The following is a 23,759-nucleotide window of genomic DNA, read 5'->3' on the forward strand; positions in this document are numbered from 1 at the left end:
CGTGAGTGTCCGGGGCTCAGCGTGGTGTACTCGGCCGACACGGGCAAGCCGCCTGATCTCGACCTCGCCCTCACGAGGAAGGGCCACCCCGCACCTGCTGAACTGAGGGTATGACGACACCTCAGGAAGAACTGCTGCCCGGGACGCGTCGAGCGCTGCTGCACCGGATCGCCGTCGCCCAGGCGGAGGGGCGTGCACCGTCCCTGGTCGCGACCGTCGTGCGAGGCGGCGCGACCGTGTGGTCGGGAGCGCGGACGTCGGTGGAGGGACAGAGTCCGGACGAGAACGTGCAGTATCGGATCGGCTCGATCACCAAGACCTTCACCGCCGTGCTGGTGCTCCGGCTGCGGGACGAGGGGGTGCTCGACCTCGGGGACCCGCTGGAGAAGCACCTTCCGGGAACGGGCGCCGGAGCGGCGACCGTCGCGGAACTGCTCGCGCACTCCGGCGGATTGGCCGCCGAACCGCCTGGCCCTTGGTGGGAGCGCACGCCGGGGTCTCTGCGCCCCGAGCTGGCCGATGTGCTGGGCGAGCAGCCTCTGGTGCATCCGGTAGGTCGGCGGTTCCACTACTCGAATCCCGGATACGCGCTGCTCGGCGCGCTGGTCGAGAGGGTGAGAGGAGCGTCGTGGGAGGACGTGCTTCGGCGTGAAGTGCTCGAACCTCTGGGGCTGAGCCGTACGAGCGTGCGACCGTCGGCGCCTCATGCGGGGGGATGGGCGGTCCATCCATGGGCGGATGTGATGCTGCCGGAGCCTGCCGAGGATCTCGGACGGATGGCGCCCGCGGGACAACTGTGGTCCACGGCAAGTGACTTGGGGCGCTTCGCGTCCTTCCTGGCCCACGGCGACGAGCGCGTGCTGAGCGCTCAGTCGCTGCGGGAGATGAGGACGCCCGCGGCGGCCGTCGAGGCCGCGGACGTGGCCGGCGGTTATGCGTACTGCCTGGGCATGGAGATCCGTCACCAGGACGGACGCACCCTCGTCGGTCACTCCGGATCCCTGCCGGGATTCCTCGCCTGTCTTGCGATCAGTGTGGAGGACGACGTGGCCGCTGTCGTCCTGGCCAACTGCACCTCCGGTCCGCTGGTCACCGCGGTCGCCGCCGACCTCGTCCGGATTGTGGCCGAGGCGGAACCGCGTATCCCCGCTCCCTGGAAGCCGCTGCGGGAGGCCGATCCGGCGGTGCTCGATCTGGTGGGGCAGTGGTACTGGGGTACGCACACCTTCGCACTGCGGCTCTCCGGCGACGGTCTGGTCTCGCTGGGGCCGCTGAGCGGCAACGGCCGCCGCTCACGCTTCCGTTCCAACGGAGACGGCACCTGGACGGGTCTCGAGGGGTACTACGCCGGAGAGCTCCTGAAGCCCGTACGGCGTCCGGACGGATCCGTGAGCCATCTCGACCTCGGGTCGTTCGTGTTCACTCGTCGGCCGTACGACGAGACCGCTCCCGTGCCGGGTGGGGTGGACCCCGAGGGATGGCGGGGGATCGGTTAGGACTCGTAGACCGAGCCGGTGGGACGCCGGGGTCTGTTTCACGTGAAACAGACCCCGGCGCCTCTCGAACGACTACGACGCCCTTCCCCTACAGCGGCAGTTTGAAGCCCACATGAGAGGCCGTGAAGCCGAGCCGCTCGTAGAAACGGTGGGCATCGGTGCGGCTGTTGTCCGAGGTCAACTGGACCAGTCGGCAGTCCTGGCGGCGGGACTCGTCGACGGCCCACTCGATGAGCCGGGCCCCCAGACCACTGCCCCGTTCGTCGGCGTGGATACGGACGCCTTCGATGATCGACCTCGTGGCACCGCGGCGGGACAGACCGGGGACGATCGTGAGCTGCAGCGTGCCGATGACCCGGCCCTCGCGGACCGCGACGACGAGATGCTGGTTCGGATCGGTGCTGATCCGCTCGAGCGCGGCCAGGTAAGGGCCGAGGTCGTCCGGCGACTCGCGTTCGGCACCCAACGGATCGTCGGCGAGCATCCCGACGATGACGGGGATGTCGTCGGCGACGGCTGCGCGTATCTCAAGATCTTCCATGGTCGCAGCGTACGCAGCCATGAACGGCGCCGGGCTATGCGGGGACCGGCGCCTTGAGGGTTTCGACGGCACGGACCAGGGGAGCCAGCTCGGGGTTCTTCGCCGCTTCGTCCAGGGCCTGGCGCAGGGCGGCGTCATTGGTCGGCCGTGCCTCTTGCAGAAGCTTGAGCCCGGCCTCGGTGACGTTGGTGTAGATGCCGCGACGGTCCGTGGGGCACAGGTAGCGCTCCAGCAGGCCCCGGTCCTCGAGCCGGGTGACCAGGCGGGTGGTGGCGCTCTGACTGAGCACCACGGCGTCGGCGACCTGCTTCATCTGCAGGTGGCCGCCCTCGCCGTCGTGCTGCCGGCTCAGCACGTCGAGCAGGGAGTACTCGCGCACACTCAGGTCGTGCCGACTTTGCAGGGCGCGCTCGATGTGGGCCTCGATCCTCCCGTGCAGCAGGGAGAGGGCGCACCAGCCCTGGGCGAGGGCGGTGAGGGCGGGGTCCGTGGCGGTCATGGGGCGTTTCCTCCGTCCAGGAGCGGCTGCATCCAGGATAGAGCAACGGCGCAATAGACCGCGCTTGCAAATAAACCGCGTCTGCAACTATTGTCGGAGCACGTAAAGCGCTCCTGCAATTGATCTGGAAGGTCTGTCTTCATGCCTCTCGCGCTCCTGGCCCTCGCGATCGGGGCCTTCGGGATCGGAACGACGGAGTTCGTGATCATGGGCTTGCTGCCCGAGGTCGCGGGTGACTTCGGTGTCTCCATCCCCACCGCCGGCTACCTGGTGACCGGCTACGCCCTGGGTGTCGTGCTCGGTGCGCCGCTGATGACCGTCCTCGGCACCAAGGTCTCGCACAAGCGGATGCTGATGCTGCTGATGGGCCTGTTCATCGCCGGGAATCTGCTGTCGGCCCTGGCACCCGCCTTCGGCGTCATGCTGATCGGGCGTGTGGTCGCCTCGCTGGCCCACGGAGCCTTCTTCGGTATCGGCTCGGTGGTCGCCGCGGACCTGGTCGCCCCGGACAAGAAGGCCGGAGCCATCGCCATGATGTTCACCGGTCTCACCGTCGCGAACGTCGTCGGCGTGCCGCTCGGCACGCTCGTCGGCCAGTCCATCGGCTGGCGCGTCACCTTCGGAATCGTCGCCGCGCTCGGTGTCGCCGGACTGGCCGGGATCGCCCGGCTCGTGCCCGACATGCCCAAGCCCGAGGGCGTGCGGCTGCGTCACGAACTGGCCGCCTTCAAGAACGCCCAGGTCCTGCTCGCCATGGCGATGACCGTCCTCGGCTTCGGCGGAGTCTTCGCGGCGATCACCTACATCGCGCCGATGATGACCCACGTCGCCGGCTTCGCCGACGGCTCGGTCACCTGGTTGCTGGTCCTCTTCGGCCTGGGCATGGTGGGCGGCAATCTCATCGGCGGCAGGTACGCCGACCGCGCCCTGATGCCCATGCTGTACCTGTCCCTGGGTGCCCTCGCCGTGGCCCTCGCGCTGTTCACCCTGACCGCGCATAACAAGTTCCTCGCGGCCGTCACCATCGCCCTGATCGGAGCCCTGGGCTTCGCCACCGTTCCGCCGCTGCAGAAGCGCGTGCTGGACCAGGCACACGGTGCCCCCACCCTCGCCTCTGCCGTGAACATCGGCGCCTTCAACCTGGGCAACGCGCTGTCCGCCTGGCTCGGTGGCCTGGTGATCGCGGCCGGTCTCGGCTACACCGCGCCCAACTGGGTCGGCGCCGCCCTCGCCGCGGCCGCTCTCGTGCTGGCCTTCGTCTCGGCCGCGCTCGAGCGCCGCGAGGCACAGACCGGCACCGTGATCGCCGGCTCCGCTCCCGCCGAACAGCGCGGTGCCCTCACCCACTGATCCACGGAGCCGATGACGCGGGCCAGGGCCGCCCCGCAGCCACCGGCTCCCCACCTCGGCACGTCTTCCCCGCACACCAAGGAGAACCTTCATGAGCACCACCACAGTCGCCGCCCCGCTCACCACGGCGGACGCCGAAGCACTCGTCACCGCCGCACGCGAGGCCGCCGAGGCAGCGGGAGTCACCGTCAGCGTCACCGTCCTCGACGCCGGCGGACACCTGCTCGCCTTCCGGCGGGACGACCGTGCCGTGCTGATCTCCGGCGAGACCAGCACACGCAAGGCGTACACGGCCCTGCAGCTGAACGCGCCCACCGCTGATCTCGTCGAAGCCGTGCAGCCCGGGGGCCCGTTCCACACCCTGCCGACCGCGCTCGACCGGCCTCTGCTGTTCATCGCCGGTGGGCTGCCCATTCGGCGTGCCGGACGCCTGATCGGTGCGATCGGTGTGGGCGGCGGTGCGCCGGAGCAGGATCACGCCTTCGCAGGGGCAGCGGTGGCGACGCTCGGCTGAGAACGGCGCTGCCTCCCAGCGGCGCTGCGGCCTCACCGTCGACGCCGGTTCCCGACAGGATCGGGGACCGGCGTCCTCGCCTCGGTCGGGCCTCAGCCCGCCGCGACCGTGACCGGCGCGAAACGGCGGCTCCAGTCACCCGGCAGTTCGGAGATCCCGTACGTCATGACCGCGTTGAAGGCGACGGAGGCGAGGCCGTGCTCCTTCGCCCAGCCCAGTAGCTCTTCGTGCCGGACGTCGATGTCGGTGCGCAGGGGGCGGTCGGTGCTGGCGGCGAGCGAGGCGATGAGGGCCTTGGCCGTCGCGGTGTCACGAGCGATCAGCGGACCCACGACCTGGGTGTCCATGTTGGGCCAGGCGGCGGCGTATCCGATGAGGCGACCGCCCTCCTCGGCCACCCGCAGCTGATCGGCGAAGGCCGGCAGACGGGTGAGGATGTGTGTGCGGTCCGCACCGAACACCTCGTGATCGAGCCGGAGGATCCCAGGAAGGTCCTCGGCGGTCGCGGCACGGGTGGTGACCTCGGACAGGGCTCCGTCGGAGACGAAGTGTCCGCGGAGCATCTCCGCGCGTCCGGTGACCTTGAAGCCGAGCTCCTCGTAGAGAGGCCGGCCGTACGGCGTGGCGTGCAGGGTGAGGGGCGTGGTGCCCATCACCTCGAGCACATGGCGCATGAGTCGGCGTCCGACCCCCCGACGGGCGTGCCGTTCGGCGACGAGCACCATGCCGATCGCGCCCAGGGCGGGATGCTCCTGTGCCCCGTACTCGGTGACGACGCAGGCGGTGACCAGGCCGCCGTCGGGGTCGTCGATGCCGTAGCCCTTCCCGGCCGAGAGGAGGAATCCCCACTTGTGCTCCTCCCGAGGCCACCCCCGATCCTCGGAGAGGTCGGCGCAGGCGTTGAGATCCCGAAGCGTCAGGCGGCGGATGGGCAGAGAAGCAAGAGAAGGTGTCGGCACGCAGGTCAGGCTGTACGACAGGGGCCGTCGCCGTCCACCTGTTTCCACAGATGCGTGGGGGCTTTTGGCCACACCGTCCGCCCACGGACGGGACCCGCACTCAGGCGCTCCCCGTTTCACGTGAAACATGCACGAACACTGAGTGGCCCATCCTCTCGGCGGTCGGCTCGCGCGGGCCTCATCGCCTGCGGCGACCGGTCAGCCCAGGTCGGGGGCGTGCATGGCGCGAACGCCCTCGATATTGCCGTCCAGGTAGTGCCGCAGCGACAGGGGGACGAGGTGGACGGAGGCGATGCCGACGCGGGTGAACGGCACCCGGACGATCTCGTACTCACCGGTCGGCTCTTCGACCTCCGGGCCGTGTCGCAGAGAGGGGTCCATGGATTCGAGGCGGCACACGAAGAAGTGCTGCACCTTCACACCGGTGGCGCCGCCGTCCTCGCCGATGTGCTCCACCGTGTCGACGAAGCACGGCACGACATCGGTGATCTTCGCGCCGAGCTCCTCGTACACCTCGCGGTGCAGGGCGTCGACGACGGTCGGGTCCGATGGCTCGACCCCGCCGCCGGGGGTGAGCCAGTAGGGATCCATGCCGGGCTTGGTGCGCTTGATCAGGATCAGGTCGTCACCGTCCAGCAGAACGGCACGGGCGGTGCGCTTGACCACGGGTCGGACGGTCATGGGAGAAATGTGGCCCGGCTTGTTCCACGTGAAACATCGCATGTCGTCACCGGCCACGTGTGGGCCGTGAGGCAGCGCGGCGACAGGGTCAGCACCAGTCGCTCGCCGCCTGCTGCAACCACTCGTGGGCCCGCGCGATGTGCGGCATGGCCAGCGTTCCCGTGCGGACCACCAGGAAGTACGTCCGCAGTGGTGGTACCGCCGGCTCGTGCAGCGGGATCAATTCGCCCCGCTCGATCGCCGCCGTACACAGATAGCGGGGCAGCACCGCCAGCCCGGCACCGGCGACCGTGCAGGCCAGCACCGCGCGTAGATCCGGGACGATGACCGTGCCTGTGGCGACGGGACGGGAATCGAAGACGGAAGCCCAGTAGCGGGAGACGAAGGGCAGCGATTCGTGCACCTCGACCACCGGCACCTGCTCCAGAACGGACCCGCCGGTCCGGGGGAGCTTCTCCACGTCGATCCTTTCGGCCCAGCGAGGGGCGGCGACCAGCGTGTGCTCCTCGTCGCAGAGCGCGGTCGCCGAGAGAAGGGCGCCACGCGGCAGGATGGTGCTGATGGCCAGATCGTGATGACCGGCTGCCAGCCCCTCCAGCACCTCCTCGGCAGTCCCGAAGGAGGCGCGCAGGGCGAAACCCTGACCGTCCTCGCCGGTCAGCTCCGTGAGTGCCGGCAGCGCCCGCTCCGCCGTGAACTCGGGGGGTCCGGCCAGATGCAGCGTCCGTAAGGAGGAGTCCTCCTCGAGTCCGGTCTCGGCGATCTCCACCAGGGCGTCGAGATGCGGCGCCGCCTTGTGGGCGAGTTCGTCACCGATCGTCGTGGGCGTCACACCGCGGGCCTGCCGTAAGAACAAAGGCCGTCCGAGCTGCCGTTCCAGGGTCCGTATCTGGGAGGTCACGGCCGGCTGGGACAGGCCGAGCAGGGCGGCGGCTCGGGTGAAGGAGCCGGCCCGGTGCACGGTCACGAAGGTCCGCAGCAAGGCCAGATCCACGGCACACCCTCCCCTTGTCCGAACTCCCGCCCCGGCCCCCGACGGACGCCCAACTATAAATAAGTCGATAGGTCGCTGTCGCTACTGTGATTGGACACTGACTCCGAGTCAACTAGCCTTGGTCGCGCGGTTCTTCGCGCGCGGAACCGAGGGCGGTCCGAGCCACGAGGGGGGAGGTTCGGACCGCCCGTCATGCGGCGACGATCCTGACCGACCCCTCGTGGCACGCGTCGTCAGGCGGCTGATTCGTCCAGGGCACGCAGCACATCGGCCACTAGGTCCTCGGGGTCCTCGCACCCGACGGAGAAGCGGACGAAGCCCTCCGGCACGGCGTCCCCGCCCCAGCGGCCGCGCCGCTCCGCGGTGGAGCGCACCCCGCCGAAGCTCGTCGCGTCGTCGACGAGGCGCAGCGCCTCGAGAAAACGGTCGGCACGCGCGCGCGTGGGCAGCGTGAAGGACACCACGCACCCGTGACGCCGCATCTGCTGAGAGGCGACCTTGTGCGACGGGTCGTCCGGCAGCCCGGGATACCGCAGCCCCGTCACCTCGGGCCGCTCCCGGAGCGCCTGGGCGAGCGTGAGCGCGGTGGCGTTCTGCCGGTCGACCCGCAGCTGGAGCGTGGCGATCGAACGGTGCGCGAGCCACGCCTCCATGGGCCCGGGAATCGCGCCGACGATCTTGCGCCACCGGCGCACGGCCGCCATCGCCTCGGCATCGCGGCCGGTGACGTACCCGAGGAGGATGTCGCCGTGCCCGGTGAGCTGCTTGGTCCCGCTCGCCACCGCGAAGTCGGCGCCGAGTTCCAGCGGGCGCTGGCCGAGCGGCGTCGCCAGGGTGTTGTCGACGGCCACGAGGGCTCCACACGCGTGTGCCGCGTCGGCCAGCCGTCGCACGTCGCACACATCGAGCCCCGGGTTCGACGGCGTCTCGATCCACAGCAGCCTCGCACCGTCGAGGACGTCGAGCTGGGCGTCGCCGCCCGTCGGCGCGGTGCGCACCTCGATGCCGTACTCCTCCAGCTGTGTCCGCACCAGAGGCAGCGCCTGGTAGCCGTCGTCCGGCAGCACCACCGCGTCGCCCGAGCGCAACTGGGAGAAGAGCACCGACGAGATCGCGGCCATGCCCGAGGCGAACACCAGCGTCTCGACACCGCTCTGTCCGGGCGCCTCCAGTTCGCCGATGGCCCGCTCGAGCAGCGTCCAGGTGGGGTTCTCGTCCCGGCCGTAGGTGTAGGGGCCCGTCGGGTCACCGGGCAGGTGGAAGTGGGCGGCGAACACGGGCCCCGGGAGGGTCGGCTCGTGCTTGACCGGCTCGGGCAGCCCGGCGCGCACGGCACGGGTCCCGTCACCGGCACCGGCCGGGGTCCCCGCACTCATGGCGGACGAAGGCGCGGAGCTGTCGCCATAGGCGGCGCCGTGGCCGAAGTCGGCCGCCTCCTCGCCCGTTCCGTGTCCGTCGCTTGTCGTCGCATCACTCATGCCGCGCGTCCTTCCAGCTGCTCGCGTACCGAGGCGAGCAGCCCGGTGCTCGCCGCCTCCACCATCTCAAGGCACTCGTCGAAGCCGTCGGCGTCCCCGTAGTAGGGGTCCGGCACGTCGAGATCGCCGCCGGCGGCGGGGTCGTAGGAACGCAGCAGTCGCACCTTGTCCGCGTCCCGCTCCGTGGGGGCCAGTCGGCGCAGCGCCCTGAGGTGGCCCGAGTCGAGGGCGATGACGAGATCGAGGCGGGCGAACCAGGAGGGGTCGAACTGGCGGGCCGTATGGCCGGAGTCATAACCGTTCTCCTCCAGGACGGCCACCGCGCGGGGGTCGGCGCCGTCGCCCTCGTGCCAGCCGCCCGTGCCGGCGCTGTCGACCTCGACCAGGCCCTCCAGGCCGGCCTCCGCCACACGCGTGCGGAAGACGGACTCGGCCATGGGCGAGCGGCAGATGTTGCCGGTGCAGACGAAACAGACGCGGTAGGTCATCGAGATCAGTCCCCGTCGGGCAGGACGACGTTGAGCGCCCAGGAGACCACCGAGATGATCAGGCCGCCCAGCACGGCGGTCCAGAATCCCTCGACGTGGAAGCTGAGGTCGAGCTGGTCGGCCAGCCAGGAGGTGAGCAGCAGCATCAGCGCGTTCACCACCAGGGTGAACAGGCCGAGCGTCAGGATGAGCAGGGGCAGGCTCAGGAGGTTCACGATCGGCTTGACCAGGAAGTTCACCAGGCCGAAGATCAGCGCAACGAGTATCAGGGTGCCGGCCTGCTTGCCCGTGCTGTCACCGGTCAGGGTGATCTTGTCGAGCAGCCACACCGCGACCGCCAGGGCGCCCGCGTTGGCGATCGTCTTGACTAGGAAATTCGTCATGTGTCTGATCGTGGCAGACACCGTCGGACATGAGCAGTGAGGCAGGGGCGGACAGGGCTATGAAGGCATTCCGGCTGGACGAACTGGAGGCGGAGCGAGCCGCCAACGAGGGTGCGTACCTTCAGTTCCTGCGGGAGCGGAACATGTCGGTCGGCCTCTACGCCCTGGACGCGGGCGAGCAGGATCCGCAGAAGCCGCACAACCAGGACGAGGTCTACTTCGTCGTCAGCGGCCGGGCCGCGATCACCGTGGGGATGGAGACCACGCAGGTGGCGCGCGGCAGCGTGGTCTACGTACCGGCCGGCGTCGCCCACAAGTTCCACCACATCAGCGAGGACCTGCGGGTGCTGGTGGTGTTCTCTCCGCCCGAGAGCTGAGGCTTCGTCTCCGGGTTCCCTAGGGGATCGGTCAGGGGAGGACAAGGGATCCGGGACGCCCGCCGGGCCCTGCGCCGCCCTAGCATCGAAGGCGGAACATCATCGACACAACCCGGGACGTGACGGGCGGAGAGGTAAGGACGAGGGCGATGCGAGAGATCTTCACGGGACTGCCGTGGTGGGTGAAGTGGATCGCGGTGCCGGTCATCGCCCTGGTCGTGTTCGGCGGGCTGATAGCGAGCGTGGTCGGCTTCGTGATCGGGCTGCTGTTCAAGGTGCTGGTGTTCGTCGCCCTGGTCGGCGGACTCATCTACGTCGTACGGAAGTTCACGTCGAGTTCGTCGTCACGCGGCGACTGGTGAGCACGCCGAGGGACCGGTGAGCGGTAACAGGGATCACCGGTTCCCTCGGGCGGGGGAAGTTTCCCGACAGGCCGTCCGGTGGCGGTGACAGGCGGTTAGAGTCCGGAACTCGACGCGGGGCGATCCCCGCGAGCGGCATCCGTCCCCCACCCGTGTTCCTCCGCACGGGCTGCCCCCTCGCATCGGGAGTAACCCTTGGCCACGGCTGAAACCGCCCCCTCACCGACCTCCCCCACACAGCTGTCCACCGTCCCCGCGCAGCCTCACTCCCCGGACCGCCCCGCACCGGCCTCTCCGGGCTGCCCGGCACCGGCGCCCACCGCGACGCTCATCGGCTCCGTCCAGCGTGCGATGCGTCTGCTGGAATCGGTCGCCGGGCACGCGTACGGCGCCCCGGCCAAGCAGCTGGCCCGCGAGACGGGGCTGGCGCTTCCCACGACCTACCACCTGCTGCGCACCCTGGTGCACGAAGGCTATCTGCGGCGGGACAAAGGGCTGTTCTTCCTCGGCGAGGCGGCCGAGCGGCTGAGCGCGGCCGGAGCGCAGCAGAAACGTCGCAGCACGCTGGTCGACGCCTTCGCCCGCTGGCGGGACGCGATCGGCGTGCCCCTGTACTACGCGGTGTACCGCGACGGCGAGATCACCGTCATGTGCGTCTCGGACGCCCCAGGCACCCCGGCGGTCGAGGAGTGGGCGGACTTCCGGGAGACCGGCCACGCGCACGCGATCGGGCAGTGTCTGCTGTCCCAGCTCGACGAGCGGGCCCGTCGCGACCACCTCGACCGTTACCCGGTGCAGCCCCTCACGCCGTACACGGTCCGGGACAGCCACAGTCTCCTCCGTCGGCTGGAGCGGACCCGGCGCATGGATCTGGTGATCGAACGGCAGGAGTACGCCGTGGGCACGGTCTGCGCGGCGATCCCCATCACGGTCGGCAGCACGGCCGCGACGATGGCCATCTCCCTGCCCGCACATCAGGCCGATCGTCTGCTCCCCACGGCACAGCGATTGCAGGCGGAGGCGGGGGCCCTGCTCGGGTCGCTCGCGCTCTCTATCAGTATCTGAAAACTCACTCCTTGTGATCTGCTGTGTACGTTCAGCAAGATTCCACCAGTGTCCAGGGGTCCAGTCCCGGCCAGTCAGCGTCGAATGACGGGGTAGGCGATGCGCGAGTCCGTGCAGGCAGAGGTCATGATGAGCTTTCTCGTGTCCGAGGAGCTCTCCTTCCGCATTCCGGTGGAGTTGCGCTACGACACCTGTGATCCCTATGCCGTGCGGTTGACCTTCCATCTTCCGGGTGATGCCCCGGTGACCTGGGCGTTCGGGCGGGAGCTCCTCATCGACGGCGTCGGCCGGCCGTGCGGCGAGGGCGATGTGCGCGTCTCGCCGGTCGACCCGGAGGTGCTGGGCGAGGTGCTGATCCGGCTTCAGGTGGGCTGTGACCAAGCCCTGTTCCGGGCGTCCACGGCACCGCTCGTGGCCTTCCTCGACCGCACCGACAAGCTGGTGCCGCTGGGGCAGGAGGGGGCGCTCGCCGACTTCGACGCCCATCTCGACGATGCGCTGGACCGGATCCTGGCGGAGCAGAGCGCCGGGTGAAGCGTTACGCCAGTGGAGTGCTTCTCGGCGGAATCCGTCAGGGTGTTCCGCCGGCAGCATGCGGCGCGTCACGGTGCAGGAACGCTTCTGCAGGGGAGGTGGCCACGCGGCAGCGGCCGGCTCGGCGGCGTCCGGCCGGCAGCGGCCCGCCGGGTGGCGAGGCCGCCGAGCGGCTCCGGGGTGCTACGGCGGTCCGTGGAGCGGCCGGTGCCGCGGTGCGCCGGCGGCGTCACAGCCGACCGGTGTCACCGGGACCACCCTCAGTGCTTGCGGCGCCTGCCCCGTCCGCCCCGTGCCGCCACCGGCCGTTCGCCCTGCGCCGGCTCCCGTCCGCCCGTCGGACGGTCGGCGGAGACCACCAGGGCGGCCAGTGCCGTGGTGACCGGCACCGACGCGACCAGCCCGATCGAGCCGATCAGCGTGCGGACGATCTCCTCGGCGACCAGTTCGCTGTTGGCGACCGTCCCCACCCCGCTCTGCGCGATGGAGAACAGCAGCAGCAGCGGCAGCGCCGCGCCCGCGTAGGCGAGGACCAGCGTGTTGACCACGGAGGCGATGTGGTCCCGGCCGATGCGGATACCGGCGCGATACAGCCCGCGCCAGCCCATCGACGGGTTGGCCTCGTGCAACTCCCAGACCGCCGAGGTCTGGGTGACCGTCACATCGTCGAGGACACCGAGCGAACCGATGATGACACCGGCCAGCAGCAGACCGCTCATGTCGATCTCCGGGTAGAGCCCGTGGATCAGACCGGTGTTGTCGTCGGTGTTGCCGGTGAGCGCGGCCCAGCCGATGAAGACCGAGCCGAGAACGCCGATCAGCAGCAGCGAGATCAGGGTGCCGAGCACCGCCACGGAGGTACGCGCGGACAGCCCGTGACACAGATACAGCGCGAGCAGCATGATGGCGCTCGCCCCCACCACCGCCACGATCAGCGGGTTGGAACCCTGCAGGATCGCGGGGAGGATGAAGAAGGTCAGCACCAGGAAGCTGACCGCCAGCGCCACCAGCGCCATGAGCCCGCGCAGCCGTCCCACGACCACCACCGCCAGCGCGAAGATGCCGGCGAGCAGCGCCAGGGGCAGCCGCCGGTTCACGTCGGTGACGGAGTACTGCAGGTCCTCGGGCGCGGAGGGCTCGTACGCGACCACGACCTCCTGACCCTCGCTCAGCTGCCGGGACTGGTCCGGCTGCACGATCTCGGTGAAGGTACGGCCGGTGTCCTTGCCGGTGTCGACCCGGATCGTCGCCTTCTTGCAGGTGCCGTCCGCCTGCTGCTGGGCCGACGATCCCTCCGCGGTGGAGGTGTCACCGGTCGGGACGCCGCCGGAGGCGTTGACGTCCTTGCAGCTCACCTCCACCACCTCGGTGACCGTGGCCTCCTGGGTCTGCCGGTCGAAACCGACGCCGGTCCGCTCGTGATCCGGCGCACCGCCGGGCCAGAGCACGGCGAGACCGATCAGCACCGCGGCGGCGAACGGGATGAGGATCGCCGCGATCACCTTGCGCAGGTGTTTCGAGACGGGGGCGGCCGGGCCGTGGCTGTGCCCGTGCGCATGAACGTGGCCGGTTCCGGCGCCGGATCCGGGGGCCGGTTCGGGCGGTGGGGACGAGGGATGCTGCGTAGGGCTCACCGACCGATCATCGCAAGAACGCAGGGGGCCCTCTGTTCACCGCGCCAGGATTGACGCTAGCGTGGGGGCACCTTTTGTACACGCGGGAGCTCGGAGCACCGGGCTGAGAGGGCGCTGACCTCCGTCCCAGCGACGTTTCACATGAAACATCACCGATCGCGAGTGATGTTTCACACGGGACGTCGGCGGACGGATACCGCTGCGTCGACCGCCGAACCTGTTACCGGGTAATGCCGGCGTAGGGAGATAGGTCTCATGACCAACAAGGACGCACGCACGCCTGCCTCCACGCAGAACACGACGCAGACGTCGGTCGGAGCGGAGGCCGGGAAGTCCATCGGCTGGCACAAGGCGTACGTCGAGGGCACCCGCCCCGACCTGCGGGTGCCGGTCCGTCAGGTGCACCTCACCAACGGGCAGTCGGTCACGCTCTACGACACATCGGGCCCGTACACCGATCCGCTCGTCGACACCGACGTGCGCCGGGGGCTCGCGCCCCTGCGGGAGAACTGGATCGTCGCGCGCGGCGACACCGAGGAGTACGCGGGCCGTCCCGTCCGCCCGGAGGACGACGGCATCAAGCACACCTCGCCGCGTGGTGGCCTGCGCAACCTGGACGCGGTCTTCCCCGGGCGCCCGCGCCAGCCCCGCCGGGGCCGTGACGGCCGGGCGGTCACGCAGCTGGCCTACGCGCGCCGGGGCGAGATCACGCCCGAGATGGAGTTCGTGGCGATCCGGGAGAACGTCTCTCCCGAGGTGGTCCGCGAGGAGATCGCCGCGGGCCGGGCCGTGCTGCCCGCCAACGTCAACCACCCGGAGATCGAGCCGATGATCATCGGCAAGCGGTTCCTGGTGAAGGTGAACGCCAACATCGGCAACTCGGCGGTGACGTCCTCCATCGAGGAGGAGGTGGAGAAGATGACCTGGGCGACCCGCTGGGGCGCCGACACGGTCATGGACCTCTCCACCGGACGCAACATCCACACCACCCGCGAGTGGGTCCTGCGCAACTCCCCCGTCCCCATCGGCACCGTGCCGCTCTACCAGGCCCTGGAGAAGGTCGACGGCAAGGCCGAGGAACTGACCTGGGAGATCTACAAGGACACGGTCATCGAGCAGGCCGAGCAGGGTGTCGACTACATGACGGTCCACGCGGGCGTGCGGCTGGCGTACGTGCCGCTCACGGCGAACCGCAAGACCGGCATCGTCTCGCGCGGCGGATCGATCATGGCCGCGTGGTGCCTCGCACACCACAAGGAATCGTTCCTGTACGAGCACTTCGAGGAGCTCTGCGAGATCCTCGCCGCGTACGACGTCACCTACTCGCTCGGTGACGGCCTGCGCCCCGGCTCCATCGCGGACGCCAACGACGAGGCGCAGTTCGCTGAGTTGAGGACGCTCGGGGAACTCAACCGGATCGCGAAGCGTTTCCATGTGCAGACCATGATCGAGGGCCCGGGCCATGTCCCGATGCACAAGATCAAGGAGAACATCGATCTGCAGCAGGAGATCTGCGATGAGGCTCCGTTCTATACGCTCGGCCCGCTGACCACGGACGTTGCCCCGGCCTACGACCACATCACGTCCGGCATCGGCGCCGCGATGATCGCCTGGTGGGGCACGGCGATGCTCTGCTACGTCACGCCCAAGGAGCACCTGGGCCTGCCCAACCGCGACGACGTCAAGACCGGCGTCATCACCTACAAGATCGCCGCGCACGCCGCGGACCTCGCCAAGGGCCACCCGGGTGCGCAGGAATGGGACGACGCGCTGTCCGACGCCCGCTTCGAGTTCCGGTGGGAGGACCAGTTCAACCTGGCCCTCGATCCGGACACGGCCCGTGAGTTCCACGACGAGACCCTGCCGGCGGAGCCGGCCAAGACGGCCCACTTCTGCTCGATGTGCGGGCCGAAGTTCTGCTCGATGAAGATCTCCCAGGACATCCGCCGTGAGCACGGCGGAACCCGGGCCGAGATCGAGGAGGGCATGGCTCAGAAGTCCAAGGAGTTCGCAGCGGCCGGGAACCGCGTGTACCTCCCGCTGGCCGACTGACCCCGGCGACGCGCGCCACCGGCGACGTCCCGCGGGAGGTCGCCGGTGGCCCGATCGCTCGCCCGAGCCTGCCGCCCTGTCCTTCGTTCCTGCCGCTGTGCCGGCTAGTCCGGCTGGTGTTCCGGGCCCCCGAAGTCCGGGCTGGTGTAGTCCGGGCTGGAATAGCTGGGCCTGGGGCCGCGTGCCGGGCCTTCGTCGGGGCTGGTGAAGCCCGGGCGGTCGTAGCCGAGATGCGGAATGCGGCTGGTCGGGGCGGACGGTGCCGCCGTGCGGTGCAGGGCGGCCGTGCCCGGGTCGGCGAGGGCGTCCCGCAGGAACGGCAGGATGCCCCGTTCCAGCAGGGCCTCGTGCCAGGCTTCCCTGGCACGAGTCAGTTCCCCGTCGGCCTCCGTGTACGGCCCGCCCTGCGCGGACGGCTTGTTGCGCAGCGCGGTGAGCAGCAGACCGATCGCGGCGACGAGGATGGCGACCGCCGTCACGGCGCCGAACACCCAGCCCGTGGTGAGCATGGTCTGGGCGAACGCGGCGTCCGGGTCGAGCATCCGCAGGACGTAGCCGACGAGCAGGAAGATCGCTGCCGCCGTTCCGGCCAGGACCGGGGCGAGCACGGCGACCACGGCGACGATGCCCGCCCCGGCGGCCTCGGCGACCTCGCCCATGGCACCGGCGAGCCCCACCGCGTTCGTGCCGTGCTCGGCGGAGGCCGAGCCGGAGTCGCGGACGGCCGGGTCGGCCGACACCGGTGGGCGGCGCAGTTCCTCGCGGACCTTCACATAGTGCTGGTACTCGGTCGCCGCGGCCGCCGTGATGATCGCGGTGGCGCCCAGTGCCATGGTGCGCAGTTGTTCGGCGTTGAGCCGCTGTCCCACAGCGGCGAGTTCCGGACGGTGTGGTGCGGAGCGCAGCGCCTCATCGAGAATCCGCTCGTATTCCTGGCGGTCCTCGCTCAACAGGTGCTGCGGAACGCTGTTCATGTGCATCCCCCGATGCTCCGTAGGGCTTGGGGCTCGGCATGCTGACGAGCCGTCGGGCAGAAACGGAGGGGAGCCTGCTACGGATAAGCCGATGGTAGAGCGGTGACGGCGCGCGGTGACAGGGGGTTTACCGAAATTGGCGCCCCTCAGCCACGGAACCGGTCCGTGGAAGCACCGCCCGGTGAACGTTCACATGCCGAGCGGCAGTTGCTGGACCAGCAGCTTTCCGGCCATCGTCACGCCGCCGTCCATCGCGATGGCCAATCCGTCGGCGTAGACGTGCGGTCCCTCGACCACGGGCCCCGCGTCGTCCTCCCCGTCCTCGGAGCCGACCTCGCCAAGGAGGTACGGAATGGGGCTGTGACCGTGAACGACCCGGGTGCCGCCGTACGTATCCAGAAGGGAGCGCACCGCGTCGGCGCCGCCTTCGTCGCGGAAGGAGAACCGCTTGGTGAACTTGCGGAACAGGTCCCAGACTTCGTCGGCGTCGTTGCGCGTGAGCGTCTCGCGGACCGTGTCGTTGACCTCTTCGATGGAGCGGCCGTAGTCGAGGTAGGCGGTGGTGTCGGAGTGCAGCAGCAGGTGGCCGTCGACCTCCTCGACGGCGTCCAGGCGGGCCATCCACTGCAGGTGGTGGTCCTGGAGGCGGTCCATGTCGGTCTTCTGGCCGCCGTTGAGCAGCCAGGCCGCCTGGAAGGTGGCGGTGCCCGCGCCGGAGTTCACGGGGGTGTCGCCGAACCGCTTGGCGCCGAGCAGCAGCAGCTCGTGGTTGCCCATGAGCGCCTTGCAGTAGCCGCCGGCGGCGGCGGCCTCGGCGGACAGGCGCATCACGAGATCGATGACGCCGATGCCGTCCGGGCCGCGGTCGGTGAAGTCACCGAGGAACCACAGCCGCGCGGTGCCCGCGCACCACTGGCCGGCCGAGTCGATGAGGCCCTTCTCCTGAAGGGCGGCCACCAGCTGGTCGAGGTAGCCGTGGACGTCGCCGACCACGTACAGCGGGCCGGGGCCGGTGGCCGGCTGCGGGGCGGGGACGGACGTGGGATCGACGGTCACCTGAACAGTGTCACCCCGATTGATGACGGGGAGGTCCCGCTGGGTGGGCGTGTATCCCTCCGGGTACGTCTCCTCGGGCGCCGGGGCCACGTCGCCGGGGTGGGTGCTGTGGACGTACGGACCGGTCTCGTGGACGTACGCGGGTACCCGGAAGTCGCGCAACGTCGCCGTCCGCTCCACCTCGGGTCCCTGACCGGCCCCCTGAGTCATCGACCCCTCCACCATCGCGCCGCATCTGCACCGCATCGGACTGCCTGGTCGCAGCGGCCCGCGGTGTCGTGGGCCCATCATAGGAATGCGGATCGCGCCATGTGATGTCCCAGGGGTGGTGAATCGGAGCAAGACTCCAGTTCACCGCGGCTTTCGCCCCGATTGGGCCGGGCTTCGACCGCCATACGGGCATCCTCGCCTCGCTCGTTCCGTGCGCGAGCGGCCCGTCTTCTTCGGGCGACCGTCCCGTTTTCGCCCGGAGGGGTGGCGCAGAAGCGCTGCCGCTTCACTCTCCGGAGGCGACGGCTCCGCTGCGTGAGGCGGGCCGAGGGCGCGAGGGGCTCCACCCCTCCGGGAGCCCGTCGCCGTTCTTCCGCCGCAGCCCGGGGTCAGGCGCCTTCCGGCGACCTCGGCGGGCTGACCGTCGTCCGTGGGGGACGCCGCTGGGACGAGGTGCGCACGATCAGCTCGGTCGGTATCACCTGTTCCACCGGGTGGTCGGACTCGACTCCCTCGATGGCGTCGATCAGCAGCTGGACGACCGCCGTGCCGATGCGGCGCGGCTTGAGGGAGAGCGTGGTGATGGGCGGCTCGGTGTTGGCGTAGACCGTGGACTCGCTGCAGCAGACGAGCAGCAGGTCCTCCGGGACGCGCAGTCCGTAGCGGCGGGCGGCGGCGAGCAGGTCGGTGCCGTTCGGGTCGAACAGGCCGTAGACGGCGTCGGGGCGGTCGGGGCGGGCGAGCAGCCGGTCGGCGGCGACGGCGCCGGCGCACGGGTCGTGGGCCGGATAGGCCTCGTACACCGGGTCCTGGCCGACGCGCTCGCACCAGCGCAGATACGCGGTGGTCGACAGATGGGTGTAGGTGTCGGTGGTGGTCCCGGTCAGCAGGCCGATGCGGCGGGCGCCGGCGTCGGCGAGGTGGTCGAGGATGCCGAGGACCGCGGCTTCGTGGTCGTTGTCGACCCAGGCCGTGACCGGCAGCGCACCGGCCGGGCGTCCGTCGGAGACGACCGGTAAGCCCTGCCGGACCAGTTCGCTGACGACCGGGTCCTGGTCGGAGGGGTCGATGACGACCGTGCCGTCCAGGGCGACGTTGGACCACACGTCGTGGCGCGAGGTCGCGGGCAGGATGACGAGGGCGTAGCCGCGGGCGAGCGCGGCGGAGGTGGCGGCGCGCGCCATCTCGGCGAAGTACGCGAACTCGGTGAAGGTGAAAGGTTCATCCCCGTACGTCGTCACCGTCAGGCCGATGAGTCCCGATTTGCCGGTACGGAGCGTACGGGCGGCGGCCGAGGGACGGTAGCCCAGTCTGTCGGCGACCTCGCGGACATGCCGGCGGGTGGCGTCCGGGAGCCGGCCCTTGCCGTTGAGGGCGTCGGAGACGGTTGTGATGGAGACTCCGGCGGCGGCGGCCACGTCCCTGATGCCCGCTCGACCCGGCCGGCTGCCTCGGCGTGAGGTTTCCGCGCGGCTCACCTGGTGCTTCCCTGCTGCTGTCATGGCGAGCCGATAGTAGGGCTCATGCGGTGGGGTAGGGCGGACGCATATGCACGCGTTGACAGGCACGTTTCTGCATGATCAAAAGCACTGAATTCCCTTGGATAGCAAGGGTGTTGAGCGCTCCCATGCCAGTACCTGGCGTGTCGGCGCATGCGGGCCTGCCGAGGGGGTGATGTTGCGAAGAGGTCTCAACTCACCTGCACGGGTGATGCGCGCTACGGCGCGAGCCACCGGCGCGTAGATATATGTGCGACGCGCCCCCGCAGCGCACGCCTTTCGTGCGCCTACGGGTGATGTTGCCCTTGTTGCCCCTGGGGCGGACGAGACCACGGCTCCATGTCCTCGCCGCCGCTCTACGCAGCCGCACGGAATCCTCATAAGGTGAGCAGTATTGATGTCGGCGGCGGTCATGGGCCGCCGGTCTTCTCGAGGAGGACTGCGGTGAGCGAGACGAGCCCCAAGCTGCGCGCCGAGCTGGAGGGGATCCCCACGTACAAGCCGGGCAAGCCGGCGGCGGCCGGTGGGCCGGTGGCCTACAAGCTGTCCTCCAACGAGAACCCCTATCCGCCGCTCCCGGGCGTGATGGAGACCGTCACGGCCGCCGCCTCGTCCTTCAACCGCTACCCGGACATGGCCTGTACGGCCCTGATGGCCGAGCTGTCCGAGCGCTTCGCCGTTCCCGCGTCGCACCTGGCCACCGGCACCGGCTCGGTCGGTGTCGCCCAGCAGCTGCTGCAGGCCACCTCCGGCCCGGGTGACGAGGTGATCTACGCCTGGCGGTCCTTCGAGGCGTACCCGATCATCACGCAGATCAGCGGCGCCACGTCCGTGCAGGTGCCGCTGACCCCGGGTGATGTGCACGACCTGGACGCCATGGCGGCGGCGATCACCGACCGGACGCGGCTGATCTTCGTCTGCAACCCCAACAACCCGACCGGCACGGTGGTGCGGCGGGCCGAGCTGGAGCGCTTCCTCGACCGGGTGCCCGGTGATGTCCTCGTGGTGCTCGACGAGGCTTACCGGGAGTTCATCCGGGACCCCGAGGTGCCGGACGGTGTCGAGATCTACCGTGAGCGGCCCAACGTCTGTGTGCTGCGGACCTTCTCCAAGGCCTACGGCCTGGCGGGGCTGCGGGTCGGATTCGCGATCGCTCATGAGCCGGTGGCGGCAGCGCTGCGCAAGACGGCGGTGCCGTTCGGCGTGAGCCAGATCGCGCAGGACGCGGCGATCGCCTCACTGCGGGCCGAGGACGAACTCATCGGCCGGGTCGGCTCGCTGGTGTGTGAGCGCAACCGCGTGATGGACGGGCTGCGGGCCCAGGGATGGACCGTGCCCGAGACTCAGGCCAACTTCGTGTGGCTGCGGCTGGGGGAGCGGACGGTCGCGTTCGCTCAGGCATGTGAGCAGGCGGGCGTGGTGATCCGGCCGTTCCCCGGCGAGGGTGTGCGGGTCACGGTCGGAGAGGCCGAGGCGAACGACATCTTCCTGAAGGTGGCGGAAGACTTCCGCAAGGAGTTCTAGTCCGGCGGAGATCACGCAGCCGGCCGGCGACTCAGTCGTCGGCCGGCTCCACGCGTATCGGGTCGCCGTCGCGGACGGTCGCGAGCAGACGAGGGTCCTCGTCGATCCGGCCCAGGATGTTGCACGGGCTCGCCAGGCGGCACTCGTCGCCGCGGGAGATCGGCGTGGGCCCGTAGGGGAGGGCAAGGGCGTCACCGTCGGTCCAGAAGGCGACCGTGCCGGGCTCGACGATCTGTTCGGCATCCGTTTCACGTGAAACAGCCACACCTGTGTCGAAGTACACCTCCTCGCCCCAGGTCCGGGCGGTGGAGGCGAGGGGCAGCGCCTTGACCAAGGCCTGTGTCGTGGGGGTGTCGGAGAGGGTCGCGGTGAGGTGCCCCGCGGGCCATGAGATGCGTATGCGTGTACTCATGGCCGTGAATTCAACAGTCTGTTGAAGTTCTTGCCAAGGGGTTGACGTCACAAGGGACCCCCCTTCCCGGTGCGAAAAACGGTAGGTCATAATTGCTTGTGAATGTGAACGCGTTCACAAGCGCGGGTAAGGAGTGACGACGTGGACCTGGCTCTGGCGCCTGAGACCCTGGCGCGATGGCAGTTCGGCATCACGACCGTCTACCACTTCCTCTTCGTTCCCCTGACGATCTCGCTGGCCGCCCTCACCGCCGGGCTGCAGACCGCGTGGGTGCGCACGGAGAAGGAGAAGTACCTCAGGGCGACCAAGTTCTGGGGCAAGCTCTTTCTGATCAACATCGCCATGGGTGTGGTCACCGGCATCGTGCAGGAGTTCCAGTTCGGCATGAACTGGTCCGACTACTCGCGGTTCGTCGGTGACGTCTTCGGCGCCCCGCTCGCCTTCGAGGCGCTGATCGCCTTCTTCTTCGAGTCCACGTTCATCGGCCTGTGGATCTTCGGCTGGGACAAGCTGCCCAAGAAGATCCACCTGGCCTGCATCTGGATGGTCTCGATCGGCACCCTGCTGTCGGCGTACTTCATCCTCGCGGCCAACTCCTGGATGCAGCACCCGGTCGGCTACCGCATCAACGAGGAGAAGGGCCGCGCCGAGCTCACCGACTTCTGGCTGGTGCTCACCCAGAACACCACCCTCAACCAGGTCTTCCACAGCTTCTCGGCGGCCTTCCTGACCGGTGGCGCGTTCATGGTCGGCATCGCGGCCTTCCACCTGATGCGCAAGAAGCACATCCCGGTGATGCGGACCTCGCTGCGCCTCGGCCTGGTCACCCTGGCGGTCGGCGGCCTGTTCACCGCGATCAGCGGGGACACCCTCGGCAAGGTCATGTACGAGCAGCAGCCGATGAAGATGGCCGCCGCCGAGGCCCTGTGGGACGGCGAGGAGCCGGCGCCCTTCTCCGTGTTCGCGTACGGGGACGTCGACAAGGGGCACAACAAGGTCGCGCTGGAGATTCCGGGCCTGCTGTCCTTCCTCGCCCACAGCGACTTCGAGTCGTACGTGCCCGGCATCAACGACACCAATGAGGCACTCCAGGAGAAGTTCGGGCCCGGTGACTACAAGCCCATCGTCCCCGTCGCCTACTGGGGCTTCCGCTGGATGATCGGCTTCGGCATGGCGTCCTTCTCCCTCGGCCTGCTGGGGCTGTGGCTGACACGGAAGAAGTTCCTGCTGCCGGCCGCCCTGCGCACCGGAGAGGACGAGGTGCCGCATCTGGTGCTGCTGAAGAAGCCGCTCGGCGCGAGGCTCAGCCGCCTGTACTGGCTGCTGGCGCTGTGGACGATGGCGTTCCCGCTGATCGCCAACTCCTGGGGCTGGATCTTCACCGAGATGGGCCGTCAGCCCTGGGTCGTCTACGGCGTGATGCAGACCCGGGACGCCGTCTCCCCCGGCGTCTCCACGGCCGAGGTCATCACCTCCATGTCCGTCTTCACCGCCCTGTACGCCGCCCTCGCCGTCATCGAGGTCAAGCTGCTCGCCAAGTACGTCAAGGCGGGCCCGCCCGAGCTCACCGAGAACGACCTCAACCCGCCCACGAAGCTCGGCGGCGATCTCCGTGACGCCGACAAGCCGATGGCCTTCTCGTACTAGGCCGAGGGAGCTGCACCGTCATGGAACTGCACGACGTCTGGTTCGTCCTGATCGCGGTCCTGTGGACCGGCTACTTCTTCCTGGAGGGCTTCGACTTCGGGGTCGGGATCCTCACCCGGCTGCTCGCCCGCGACCGGGCCGAGAAGCGGGTGCTCATCAACACCATCGGGCCCGTCTGGGACGGCAACGAGGTGTGGCTGCTCACCGCCGGCGGAGCGACCTTCGCCGCCTTCCCCGAGTGGTACGCCACCCTGTTCTCCGGCTTCTACCTGCCCTTGCTCGCCATCCTGGTGTGCCTGATCATCCGGGGTGTCGCCTTCGAGTACCGGGCGAAGCGGCCCGAGGAGAACTGGCAGCGCAGGTGGGAGACCGCGATCTTCTGGACCTCGCTGATCCCGGCGTTCCTGTGGGGCGTGGCCTTCGGGAACATCGTGCGCGGGGTGAAGATCGACGCGGACTTCGAGTACGTCGGGAACGTCTGGGAGCTGCTCAACCCGTACGCGCTGCTCGGCGGCCTGGTCACCCTGACCCTGTTCACCTTCCACGGGGCGGTGTTCACGGCGCTCAAGACGGTCGGCGAGATCCGGGAGCGGGCGCGGACGACGGCCACCCGCGTGGGTCTGGTCACCGCCGTCCTGGCGCTCGCCTTCCTGCTCTGGACGCAGGCCGACCAGGGGGACGGCGCGAGCCTGGTCGCGATGGTGGCCGCGGTGGCCGCCCTCGTCGCCGCCCTGATGGCGAACCGGGCGGGGCGCGAGGGGTGGTCGTTCACGTTCTCCGGCGTCAGCATCGTGGCCGCCGTGGCGATGCTCTTCCTGACGCTGTTCCCGAACGTCATGCCGTCCACCCTGGACGCGGACTGGAGCCTGACCGTCACCAACGCCTCCTCCAGCCCCTACACCCTGAAGATCATGACCTGGCTCGCCGTGATCGCCACCCCGGTCGTCCTGCTCTACCAGGGCTGGACGTACTGGGTCTTCCGCAAGCGGATCGGCACCCAGCACATCGCCGACCCCGTGCACTGAGGGGT

The 23,759-nt window shown here is 69.5% G+C and carries 24 protein-coding genes; 11 read left to right on the forward strand and 13 right to left on the reverse strand.

Annotation, left to right across the window (positions count from 1 at the left end; translation table 11 throughout):
* Positions 1-110: 110 nt before the first annotated feature.
* A complete protein-coding gene (locus AB0412_RS15700; protein WP_366403104.1) occupies positions 111-1,496 on the forward strand; it encodes a serine hydrolase domain-containing protein in 1,386 nt (461 codons plus the stop codon).
* An 88-nt stretch (positions 1,497-1,584) separates the two neighbouring features.
* Here the strand turns inward: AB0412_RS15700 and AB0412_RS15705 are convergent, their stop codons facing one another.
* Both AB0412_RS15705 and AB0412_RS15710 read right to left on the reverse strand, forming a co-directional pair.
* Positions 1,585-2,037 carry a GNAT family N-acetyltransferase gene (locus AB0412_RS15705; RefSeq protein ID WP_366403105.1) on the reverse strand — a complete coding sequence of 151 codons (453 nt, stop codon included), beginning with the start codon at positions 2,035-2,037 and terminating at the stop codon, positions 1,585-1,587.
* A gap of 34 nt (positions 2,038-2,071) precedes the next feature.
* The gene (locus tag AB0412_RS15710; protein WP_366403106.1) at positions 2,072-2,536 is read right to left on the reverse strand and encodes a MarR family transcriptional regulator; all 465 of its coding nucleotides are present in this window, start codon (positions 2,534-2,536) and stop codon (positions 2,072-2,074) included.
* Positions 2,537-2,677: 141 nt separating this feature from the next.
* Here AB0412_RS15710 and AB0412_RS15715 point away from each other — a divergent pair, with 141 nt between their 5' ends.
* Both AB0412_RS15715 and AB0412_RS15720 read left to right on the forward strand, forming a co-directional pair.
* Positions 2,678-3,886, forward strand: coding sequence for an MFS transporter (locus AB0412_RS15715; protein WP_366403107.1), 1,209 nt, complete (start codon positions 2,678-2,680; stop codon positions 3,884-3,886).
* A 91-nt stretch (positions 3,887-3,977) separates the two neighbouring features.
* Positions 3,978-4,400 carry a heme-binding protein gene (locus AB0412_RS15720; RefSeq protein WP_366403108.1) on the forward strand — a complete coding sequence of 141 codons (423 nt, stop codon included), beginning with the start codon at positions 3,978-3,980 and terminating at the stop codon, positions 4,398-4,400.
* Positions 4,401-4,492: 92 nt separating this feature from the next.
* Here the strand turns inward: AB0412_RS15720 and AB0412_RS15725 are convergent, their stop codons facing one another.
* The 6 genes from AB0412_RS15725 to AB0412_RS15750 all read right to left on the reverse strand — a co-directional run bounded on the left by AB0412_RS15725 (position 4,493) and on the right by AB0412_RS15750 (position 9,383).
* The gene (locus AB0412_RS15725) at positions 4,493-5,359 is read right to left on the reverse strand and encodes a GNAT family N-acetyltransferase (protein ID WP_366403109.1); all 867 of its coding nucleotides are present in this window, start codon (positions 5,357-5,359) and stop codon (positions 4,493-4,495) included.
* Positions 5,360-5,557: 198 nt separating this feature from the next.
* Positions 5,558-6,040 (reverse strand): NUDIX hydrolase, encoded by a 483-nt coding sequence (locus tag AB0412_RS15730; RefSeq protein ID WP_366403110.1) that lies wholly within the window; start codon positions 6,038-6,040, stop codon positions 5,558-5,560.
* 88 nt (positions 6,041-6,128) lie between these two features.
* On the reverse strand, positions 6,129-7,034 hold the full coding sequence (locus tag AB0412_RS15735) for a LysR family transcriptional regulator (RefSeq protein WP_366403111.1): 906 nt from the start codon (positions 7,032-7,034) through the stop codon (positions 6,129-6,131).
* Between the two features lie 233 nt (positions 7,035-7,267).
* Positions 7,268-8,512, reverse strand: a complete 1,245-nt coding sequence (locus tag AB0412_RS15740; RefSeq protein WP_366403112.1) for a cystathionine gamma-lyase — start codon at positions 8,510-8,512, stop codon at positions 7,268-7,270.
* The gene (locus AB0412_RS15745) at positions 8,509-9,000 is read right to left on the reverse strand and encodes a low molecular weight protein-tyrosine-phosphatase (protein ID WP_366403113.1); all 492 of its coding nucleotides are present in this window, start codon (positions 8,998-9,000) and stop codon (positions 8,509-8,511) included. Before AB0412_RS15745 ends, AB0412_RS15740 begins: the two co-directional genes overlap by 4 nt.
* A gap of 5 nt (positions 9,001-9,005) precedes the next feature.
* Complete coding sequence (locus AB0412_RS15750; RefSeq protein ID WP_366403114.1) at positions 9,006-9,383, reverse strand: phage holin family protein; 378 nt, start codon at positions 9,381-9,383, stop codon at positions 9,006-9,008.
* Positions 9,384-9,442: 59 nt separating this feature from the next.
* Here AB0412_RS15750 and AB0412_RS15755 point away from each other — a divergent pair, with 59 nt between their 5' ends.
* The 4 genes from AB0412_RS15755 to AB0412_RS15770 all read left to right on the forward strand — a co-directional run bounded on the left by AB0412_RS15755 (position 9,443) and on the right by AB0412_RS15770 (position 11,721).
* Positions 9,443-9,760: a cupin domain-containing protein gene (locus tag AB0412_RS15755; protein ID WP_260824887.1), complete on the forward strand. Its 318-nt coding sequence runs from the start codon at positions 9,443-9,445 to the stop codon at positions 9,758-9,760.
* Between the two features lie 149 nt (positions 9,761-9,909).
* A complete protein-coding gene (locus AB0412_RS15760; RefSeq protein WP_261680467.1) occupies positions 9,910-10,122 on the forward strand; it encodes a DUF5326 family protein in 213 nt (70 codons plus the stop codon).
* A 330-nt stretch (positions 10,123-10,452) separates the two neighbouring features.
* Entirely contained in the window at positions 10,453-11,187 is a 735-nt protein-coding gene (locus AB0412_RS15765; RefSeq protein WP_366403193.1) for an IclR family transcriptional regulator C-terminal domain-containing protein, read from the forward strand.
* 99 nt (positions 11,188-11,286) lie between these two features.
* A complete protein-coding gene (locus AB0412_RS15770; RefSeq protein WP_366403115.1) occupies positions 11,287-11,721 on the forward strand; it encodes an SsgA family sporulation/cell division regulator in 435 nt (144 codons plus the stop codon).
* Positions 11,722-11,981: 260 nt separating this feature from the next.
* Here AB0412_RS15770 and AB0412_RS15775 read toward each other — a convergent pair whose 3' ends face one another.
* Positions 11,982-13,355 carry a YibE/F family protein gene (locus tag AB0412_RS15775; protein ID WP_366403116.1) on the reverse strand — a complete coding sequence of 458 codons (1,374 nt, stop codon included), beginning with the start codon at positions 13,353-13,355 and terminating at the stop codon, positions 11,982-11,984.
* Positions 13,356-13,610: 255 nt separating this feature from the next.
* Here AB0412_RS15775 and thiC point away from each other — a divergent pair, with 255 nt between their 5' ends.
* Positions 13,611-15,407: a phosphomethylpyrimidine synthase ThiC gene (gene thiC, locus AB0412_RS15780; protein ID WP_366403117.1), complete on the forward strand. Its 1,797-nt coding sequence runs from the start codon at positions 13,611-13,613 to the stop codon at positions 15,405-15,407.
* Between the two features lie 104 nt (positions 15,408-15,511).
* On the opposite strand, the gene AB0412_RS15785 is transcribed toward thiC, so the two are convergent.
* From AB0412_RS15785 to AB0412_RS15795, 3 genes are all read right to left on the reverse strand, one after another.
* Complete coding sequence (locus tag AB0412_RS15785) at positions 15,512-16,387, reverse strand: hypothetical protein (protein WP_366403118.1); 876 nt, start codon at positions 16,385-16,387, stop codon at positions 15,512-15,514.
* A 183-nt stretch (positions 16,388-16,570) separates the two neighbouring features.
* Positions 16,571-17,662: a metallophosphoesterase gene (locus AB0412_RS15790; protein WP_366403119.1), complete on the reverse strand. Its 1,092-nt coding sequence runs from the start codon at positions 17,660-17,662 to the stop codon at positions 16,571-16,573.
* 374 nt (positions 17,663-18,036) lie between these two features.
* Positions 18,037-19,149 carry a LacI family DNA-binding transcriptional regulator gene (locus AB0412_RS15795; RefSeq protein WP_366403120.1) on the reverse strand — a complete coding sequence of 371 codons (1,113 nt, stop codon included), beginning with the start codon at positions 19,147-19,149 and terminating at the stop codon, positions 18,037-18,039.
* 441 nt (positions 19,150-19,590) lie between these two features.
* Here AB0412_RS15795 and hisC point away from each other — a divergent pair, with 441 nt between their 5' ends.
* On the forward strand, positions 19,591-20,670 hold the full coding sequence (gene hisC, locus AB0412_RS15800; RefSeq protein WP_366403121.1) for a histidinol-phosphate transaminase: 1,080 nt from the start codon (positions 19,591-19,593) through the stop codon (positions 20,668-20,670).
* 31 nt (positions 20,671-20,701) lie between these two features.
* Here the strand turns inward: hisC and AB0412_RS15805 are convergent, their stop codons facing one another.
* Complete coding sequence (locus AB0412_RS15805) at positions 20,702-21,082, reverse strand: cyclophilin-like fold protein (RefSeq protein WP_366403122.1); 381 nt, start codon at positions 21,080-21,082, stop codon at positions 20,702-20,704.
* 141 nt (positions 21,083-21,223) lie between these two features.
* Here AB0412_RS15805 and AB0412_RS15810 point away from each other — a divergent pair, with 141 nt between their 5' ends.
* Positions 21,224-22,729, forward strand: coding sequence for a cytochrome ubiquinol oxidase subunit I (locus tag AB0412_RS15810; RefSeq protein ID WP_366403123.1), 1,506 nt, complete (start codon positions 21,224-21,226; stop codon positions 22,727-22,729).
* Between the two features lie 20 nt (positions 22,730-22,749).
* A complete protein-coding gene (cydB, locus tag AB0412_RS15815; RefSeq protein WP_366403124.1) occupies positions 22,750-23,754 on the forward strand; it encodes a cytochrome d ubiquinol oxidase subunit II in 1,005 nt (334 codons plus the stop codon).
* The last annotated feature ends 5 nt before the right edge of the window (positions 23,755-23,759 follow it).

This window comes from Streptomyces sp. NPDC052012, assembly GCF_040689265.1.
GTDB lineage: Bacteria > Actinomycetota > Actinomycetes > Streptomycetales > Streptomycetaceae > Streptomyces.